The sequence below is a fragment of the Aeromonas finlandensis genome (assembly GCF_000764645.1).
Lineage (GTDB): Bacteria > Pseudomonadota > Gammaproteobacteria > Enterobacterales > Aeromonadaceae > Aeromonas > Aeromonas finlandensis.
Window position 1 is genome coordinate 1 of record NZ_JRGK01000325.1, and the last position, 6,817, is coordinate 6,817.

At 57.1% G+C, this 6,817-nt stretch carries 9 protein-coding genes; 2 read left to right on the forward strand and 7 right to left on the reverse strand.

Features of this window, described 5'->3' with window-relative positions; all coding sequences use genetic code 11:
• The 5 genes from LD28_RS0120145 to yceD all read right to left on the reverse strand — a co-directional run.
• Window positions 1-288: ACP S-malonyltransferase (locus LD28_RS0120145; protein WP_033138682.1), on the reverse strand; the 288-nt coding region annotated here is incomplete at its 3' end.
• Window positions 289-359: 71 nt separating this feature from the next.
• Window positions 360-1,319, reverse strand: coding sequence for a beta-ketoacyl-ACP synthase III (locus LD28_RS0120150; protein ID WP_033138683.1), 960 nt, complete (start codon window positions 1,317-1,319; stop codon window positions 360-362).
• Between the two features lie 7 nt (window positions 1,320-1,326).
• Complete coding sequence (gene plsX, locus LD28_RS0120155; protein WP_033138684.1) at window positions 1,327-2,346, reverse strand: phosphate acyltransferase PlsX; 1,020 nt, start codon at window positions 2,344-2,346, stop codon at window positions 1,327-1,329.
• Between the two features lie 9 nt (window positions 2,347-2,355).
• A complete protein-coding gene (gene rpmF / locus LD28_RS0120160) occupies window positions 2,356-2,523 on the reverse strand; it encodes a 50S ribosomal protein L32 (protein ID WP_005300935.1) in 168 nt (55 codons plus the stop codon).
• Window positions 2,524-2,542: 19 nt separating this feature from the next.
• Complete coding sequence (yceD, locus tag LD28_RS0120165) at window positions 2,543-3,064, reverse strand: 23S rRNA accumulation protein YceD (protein WP_033138688.1); 522 nt, start codon at window positions 3,062-3,064, stop codon at window positions 2,543-2,545.
• Window positions 3,065-3,183: 119 nt separating this feature from the next.
• On the opposite strand from yceD, the gene LD28_RS0120170 reads away from it, so the two are divergent.
• Window positions 3,184-3,765 (forward strand): Maf family protein, encoded by a 582-nt coding sequence (locus LD28_RS0120170; RefSeq protein ID WP_033138689.1) that lies wholly within the window; start codon window positions 3,184-3,186, stop codon window positions 3,763-3,765.
• Between the two features lie 98 nt (window positions 3,766-3,863).
• On the opposite strand, the gene LD28_RS0120175 is transcribed toward LD28_RS0120170, so the two are convergent.
• Together LD28_RS0120175 and rluC are read right to left on the reverse strand one after the other, a co-directional pair.
• A complete protein-coding gene (locus LD28_RS0120175; RefSeq protein ID WP_033138685.1) occupies window positions 3,864-4,514 on the reverse strand; it encodes an HAD family hydrolase in 651 nt (216 codons plus the stop codon).
• Complete coding sequence (gene rluC / locus LD28_RS0120180; RefSeq protein ID WP_202962999.1) at window positions 4,514-5,458, reverse strand: 23S rRNA pseudouridine(955/2504/2580) synthase RluC; 945 nt, start codon at window positions 5,456-5,458, stop codon at window positions 4,514-4,516. The genes LD28_RS0120175 and rluC overlap by 1 nt, the downstream gene beginning before the upstream one ends.
• A 413-nt stretch (window positions 5,459-5,871) precedes the next feature.
• On the opposite strand from rluC, the gene LD28_RS0120185 reads away from it, so the two are divergent.
• A partial coding sequence (locus tag LD28_RS0120185) for an Rne/Rng family ribonuclease (protein ID WP_156120334.1) occupies window positions 5,872-6,817 on the forward strand: 946 nt, incomplete at its 3' end.

Here is a 6,817-nt window from a genome sequence, read left to right on the forward strand (position 1 = left end):
GTACTCACCCAGGCTGTGACCCGCCATCACGGCAGGGGTTGCCCCACCCTGCTGTTGCCACAGGCGCCACAGGGCGACAGAGGCAGTCAGCAGCGCTGGCTGGGTGCGCCAGGTTTTGTTCAGATCTTCAACCGGACCATCCATCACCAGGGCAAACAGGTCATAACCCAGCACCTGGCTCGCCTCGGCGAAGGTCTCCTTGATCACGACATGTTGTTCGGCCAGCTCGGCCAGCATGCCAACGGACTGGGAACCTTGTCCCGGGAAGGCAATGGCAAATTGGGTCATCATTGATTCCTTTTAGATAAGACAAAAATGAAATCGGTGACGGGATGATGAGCACACCATCCCGCCGAAGATCAGAGGCGAACCAGCGCCGAGCCCCAGGCAAAACCGCCGCCGAAGGCTTCCAGCAGTACCAGCTGACCCGGTTTGATCCGGCCATCCCGTACCCCTTCGTCGAAGGCGACAGGAACGGAAGCGGCAGAGGTATTGCCGTGCTTGGCGAGGGTCAGCACCACTTTGTCGAGGCTCATGCCAAGCTTCTTGGCGGTAGCACTGATGATGCGGAAGTTGGCTTGATGAGGCACCAGCCAGTCCAGCTCGCTCGGCTCGATACCGGCAGCGGCCAGGGTTTCGGTCACAATCTCGCTCAGACGAGTGACCGCCACTTTGAACACATCGTTGCCCTTCATATACATGTAGGCTTCGAGCTCGGCACCCGGCATGCCGCGACGGGGCTGCGGCAGCTTGAGCAGCTCGCCATAACGGCCATCGGCATGGAGATGGGTAGAGAGGATGCCCGGCGTCTCGCTGGCACCGACAATGACAGCCCCTGCCCCGTCACCAAACAGGATGATGGTGCCGCGATCTTGCGGATCACACATGCGGGAGAGCACATCTGCCCCGACGACCAGCACATGGCGGGCGGCACCGGATTTGACGAACTGATCGGCGATGGAGAGCGCATAGGTGAAACCGGCGCAGGCCGCAGCCACATCAAAGGCAGGAATGCCCGGTACGCCGAGCAGCCCCTGCAGCTCGCAGGCAGCAGCCGGGAAGGCATTTTCAGCACTGGTGGTGGCCAGCACAATCATATCGAGATCGGCAGCGGTCAGACCGGCTGCATCCAGGGCGCGCAGGGCGGCCTGGTAAGAGAGGGTGGCAACGGTCTCGTCAGCACCGGCAATACGGCGCTCACGGATACCGGTGCGTTCCACGATCCACTCATCACTGGTCTCAACCATCTGCTCGAGATCGGCGTTGGTACGCACTGAACTCGGCAGGTAGCTGCCAGTACCCAGAATTTTGCTATGCATAGAGTTCTTATAGATCCCTGTCAGAGAAGACAGCTTCAAGGCGATCTGCTATTTGCAGTGGAAGTTGATGTTTGGCCTCTTGTGCGGCCAGCAGGATCGCATTACACAGGGCGCGCCGTTCGGCCCGCCCATGACTTTTTACCACAATGCCGCGCAATCCTAACAGACTTGCCCCGTTATACTGGTCGGGGTTCAGGTAAGAAAAACGCCGTTTGAACATAAATCCGGCGATCCGACCAAGAAAACTGCGTTTTTTGCGGGGATATCCGGCCAACTGGGCCATCATCCGCACCACCCCTTCCGCCGTCTTGAGGGCGACATTGCCGACAAAGCCGTCGCAGACAATCACATCGCTGTCGCCGCTGAAGATGCGATCCCCTTCTATGAAACCGACATAGTTGAGCGCGTTGCACTGGCGCAACAATTCGGAGCTGTGACGCACCAGATCATTGCCCTTGATCTCCTCCTCGCCGATGTTGAGCAAGGCAACCCGCGGCGACGCAATGCCTTCGACCTTTTCGGCCACGACGGAGCCCATCACTGCAAACTGCAGCAAGGTATCAGCATCGCAACTGACGTTGGCGCCGAGATCCAGCATCACGGTGCGCTTGCCGCTCAACGTCGGCAACGCCTTGATGAGGGCGGGTCTGTCTACCCCGGGCAGGGATTTGAGCACGCACTTGGCTATCGCCATCAACGCACCGGTATTGCCAGCACTGACACAGGCATCGGCCTCACCGGCTTTCACCAGATTGAGTACCACCCGCATGGAGGAGTCTTTCAGAGTACGCAACGCCACGATCGGTTTATCGCCCATACCAACCACTTGGGATGCATGTACGAATCGAACGCGGGGATGATTCAGCAAGCCATGTTGCTGCAGCAAAGAAGAGGTCTGGTGCTGGTCGCCGACCAGGATCAGTTTTAGCTGGGGTAAAAGAGACAGTGCCTGCACGGCGGCAGGCACTGTTTCCGAGGGGCCAATATCTCCCCCCATGATGTCTAGCGCGACAGTTTGCGTAGACAAAGGCAATCCTTAAGCGATTACCTTTTTACCGCGGTAGAAACCATCGGCAGTCACGTGGTGACGACGATGAATTTCGCCACTGGTCTGATCAACAGTCAGGGCAGCGGTGGTCAGCGCATCGTGGGAACGACGCATGCCACGCTTGGCACGGGTTTTACGGTTCTGTTGTACGGCCATTGTAGGCTAACTCCTAAATTCACTTACGTTTAAGCTCTTCAAGAACTGCAAAGGGATTCGGCCGCTCATCAGCAGGTTCGATTTCACCCCAGGTCATCTCCATGTTCCCTCTTGGGCAGGCATCCATCGGATGCATTGCGACTTGAGGCAACGAGAGGATAAGTTCATCCTCAAGGATTTGATGAAGATCTATCTCGCCGTTTTCGTCCAACTCAATGGGCTCATAAGCTTCCGGCAGTTCTTCCTCGTTTGTTCTTTCGAACAGCGGAGTGTAGATAAATTCAGCTTCACAGAGGTGTTCGAATGTCTCTCCGCAACGTTGGCAAACCAAGTCAACCTTGGCATGGGCAGTGCCTTTCATAACGGTCAACTTCTGGACATCTTTGCCAAAGTGCAGTGATACATCGATATCACTCTGCAAGCCAGCGGTTGATTCCTCCAGCCTGGGCATCTGCGACTTTTCCACTATCCCGATGTAATCGAGCAGCTTCAAGGCACTACGGACTGGATCAACCTTAACGGGCAACTTCACCTTTTGCATAGGGCGCGAATAATATAGGTCCAACAACTGATAGTCAAAGGAAAAAGTCCTTACCGCCGATGATTTTAACGCCACAAGTCCCTAGAATGCCGGTACCTGCTTTCATCGGTAACTCGATTATGCCACAGAATCTTATCCTCGCCTCAACTTCTCGCTATCGCAAAGCCCTGCTGGAGAAGCTCGACCTCCCCTTTGAATGTGCTGCGCCCGATGTGGATGAGCGTCCGCTGGCTGGCGAATCCGGCGAAGCGCTGGTGGCCAGGCTGGCCCGTGCCAAGGCTGATGCCATCGCCGGGCAACGTGATCACGGCTTGATCATCGGATCTGATCAGGTGTGCGTCTGCGATGGTCGCATCCTCGGCAAACCGGGCACCATCGACAATGCCATCGCCCAGCTGATGGCAGCCCAGGGTCGCAGCGTCACCTTCTACACCGGCCTGTGCGTAGTGAATGCCGCCACAGGCAAGGCTCATCAGCTGGTGGAACCGTTCACCGTTCATTTTCGCAATCTCGATGAATCTGCCATTCGCCGCTATGTCGAGGCTGAATTGCCCCTCGATTGTGCCGGCAGCTTCAAATGTGAGGGAATGGGGATCGTACTGTTCAAGGGGCTGGAGGGGCGCGATCCTAACGCCTTGATCGGTCTGCCGCTGATCGGCCTGATCGAGCTACTGGAGCGCCACGGCATCGCCCTGCCCTGATTGTGGGCGAATAGATGAGCTAGAAGATATATAAAAAGCCCGGTCAATTGACCGGGCTTTTGCTATCAATCAGCTTGATGTCGCTCAAAGGGAAACGCTTACAATAGCGTTTTGAGCGCCGCCATGGAGTCCACCACCGCCACCGGTCCGTGACGACTGAGGGAATCACGACTATCTACCCCCCAGGTGACGCCAATTCGCGGCATGTCTATCGCCTCGGCCATTGCCATATCGTGAACAGAGTCGCCGACCATCACCGCCTGCCGGGGTGAAAGCCCCTGCTCGTCCAGGATCTGCTCAAGCATCAGCGGATCCGGCTTGGAGCGGGCCTCATCGGCCCCGCGACTGGTCACAAACAACGGGCGCAGCCCGGTCTCATCCAATACCCGATCCAGCCCACGGCGTGATTTGCCGGTAGCGACGGCCAGTTGCAGGCCCCGTGACTGCCAGTCATGCAGCAACTCCCCAGCCCCGGCAAACAGCGGGCTGGGGGTGGCGTCGTGCAGATAGTGATGACGATAACGATCGATGAGTGCGGCAATATTGGTGGTGCCACTGTCGTTACATAAGGGGAACAGACGGGACATGGCGACATCGAGGCTCAATCCGATGATCTGCCGGATCTGGGCTGGTGCAGGCACCGTCAGTTCACAATCTCTGGCGGCCCCCTGCACACAGGCCACAATCCGGCCCACCGAATCCATCAGGGTACCGTCCCAATCGAAAATGGCGAGCCGGATATCCTGCATCAGCGTGGCAAACCGTTGAGGAAGTTGTCGAGTTCAGGTGCCAGCGGTGCTTCTACCTGCATCTCGCGACCATCGGCCGGATGGGTAAAGCTGAGCTTCCAGGCGTGCAAAAAGAGCCGTTTCAGCCCTTGGCTGCGCATTTTCTCGTCAAACGCCGCTTCACCATACTTATCATCACAGGCGATCGGGTGACCGGCATGCAGGGTGTGCACGCGGATCTGGTGGGTACGACCGGTGATGGGGCTGCACTCGACCAGGGTCGCTTCGGCAAATTGACGCACGATACGGAACCGGGTTTCGGAGGGCTTGCCATCGGCACTGACCCGCACCACCCGTTCACCGGATTGCAGATCATTCTTGCGCAGCGGGGCATTGACCACCTTGACGTGAGCCTGCCACTTGCCACGCACCAGCGCCAGATACTGCTTGCGCATGGTCTTGACGCGCAACTGCTCATGCAGGCTGCGCAGGGCGCTGCGTTTTTTGGCAACCAGCAGTACGCCGGAGGTATCGCGGTCGAGACGGTGCACCAGTTCGAGGAAACGGGCGTCCGGACGCAGGGCGCGCAGCCCTTCAATGACGCCAAAGCTCAGGCCGCTGCCGCCGTGTACTGCCATGCCGGAGGGCTTGTTCAGCACGATCATGGCATCGTCTTCGAACAGGATCTGGCTCTCCAGACGCTGGATAACGCCGAGGTTTGCCGAAGGCAGCTCATTCTTCTCGGCAACGCGCACGGGAGGTACCCGTACCTCGTCACCTGCGCAGAGTTTGTACTCCGGTTTGATGCGCTTTTTGTTTACCCGCACTTCGCCTTTGCGAAGGATGCGATAGATCAGGCTCTTGGGGACGCCCTTTAGCTGAGTCTTAAGAAAATTGTCGATGCGCTGCCCGTCATGCTCAGCTTCGATGGTGAGCAGCTGCACTTGTTGTTGTATCTGTGTCATGGCGCGGATTTTAACACTGCCAGCGCCCCTTGGCTGCATGGTTTGTCGAAAAATGGCGCCTTGCTATAAAAGAGGTTTAAATGGGATAATAAACAAGGTTTTGTCATTGTGTTCAAGCCTTGTACTAAGTGGCCAAAAAGTATGCCACCCAATCCCGAAACACCGTGTATACAAGAACATGACGGTTCCCGGGTGCGAGGTACAACGCATGGAGAACACAAACATCACCGTTTATTTGTCTCCATTTCGGCATCCTTATTCATCCCTTCTCGAGAAGTGATGACCAGAGCGCCCTTAGTTTGCGCCTCATGCATACCCCAACCGGGAGGTTGCCCCAGTATGCTGAAGACCCGAGGCCGGCGCCGGCAGGACCCAGATGGAGGAAATCAAAATGACACAATAATGAGAACTCAATGAAAAGAATGCTTATCAACGCAACTCAAGAAGAGGAGTTGCGCGTAGCGCTGGTTGACGGACAACAGCTCTACGATTTGGATATTGAAAGTCCGGGACACGAGCAGAAAAAAGCGAACATTTACAAGGGTAAGATCACCCGCGTAGAACCCAGCCTTGAAGCTGCTTTTGTCGACTACGGCGCCGAGCGCCACGGTTTCCTGCCGTTGAAGGAGATCGCCCGCAATTACTTCCCCTCCGGTTACTCCTATCAGGGTCGTCCCAACATCAAAGAAGTGGTCCGCGAAGGTCAGGAAGTTATCGTCCAGATCGACAAGGAAGAGCGTGGCACCAAGGGTGCAGCCCTCACCACCTTTATCAGCTTGGCCGGTAGCTACCTGGTACTGATGCCCAACAACCCCCGTGCCGGTGGTATCTCCCGCCGCATCGAGGGTGATGAGCGGACTGAACTGAAAGAAGCCCTGAGTGGATTGACCGTGCCGGAAGGCATGGGCCTGATCGTGCGTACCGCCGGTGTGGGCAAGTCTCCGGAAGAGCTGGAGTGGGACCTGAACGTTCTGCTCAACCACTGGGACTCCATCCACAAGGCCTCGCTGGAGCGCGCCGCGCCGGTGCTGATCCACCAGGAAAGCAACGTGATCGTGCGTGCTATCCGTGACTATCTGCGTCGCGATGTGGGCGAGATCCTGATCGACAATCCGGTGATTTTCGAACGCGCCAAGGCCCATATCGAGCTGGTACGTCCCGATTTCCTCAACCGTGTGAAGCTGTACAAGGGTGAAGTTGCCCTGTTCAACCACTTCCAGATTGAGAGCCAGATCGAATCAGCCTTCCAGCGTGAAGTACGCCTCCCCTCCGGCGGCAGCATCGTTATCGATCCGACCGAAGCCCTGACCTCCATCGATATCAACTCCTCCCGCGCCACCAAGGGCGGCGATATCGAAG

Excerpts from the sequence above, each read along its gene's own strand:
- rluC (WP_202962999.1), bottom strand. The coding sequence starts at position 5,458 with ATGACACAGATACAACAACAAGTGCAGCTGCTCACCATCGAAGCTGAG.
- yceD (WP_033138688.1), bottom strand. The coding sequence starts at position 3,064 with ATGCAAAAGGTGAAGTTGCCCGTTAAGGTTGATCCAGTCCGTAGTGCC.
- LD28_RS0120175 (WP_033138685.1), bottom strand. The coding sequence starts at position 4,514 with ATGCAGGATATCCGGCTCGCCATTTTCGATTGGGACGGTACCCTGATG.
- LD28_RS0120170 (WP_033138689.1), top strand. The coding sequence starts at position 3,184 with ATGCCACAGAATCTTATCCTCGCCTCAACTTCTCGCTATCGCAAAGCC.
- LD28_RS0120150 (WP_033138683.1), bottom strand. The coding sequence starts at position 1,319 with ATGCATAGCAAAATTCTGGGTACTGGCAGCTACCTGCCGAGTTCAGTG.
- rpmF (WP_005300935.1), bottom strand. The coding sequence starts at position 2,523 with ATGGCCGTACAACAGAACCGTAAAACCCGTGCCAAGCGTGGCATGCGT.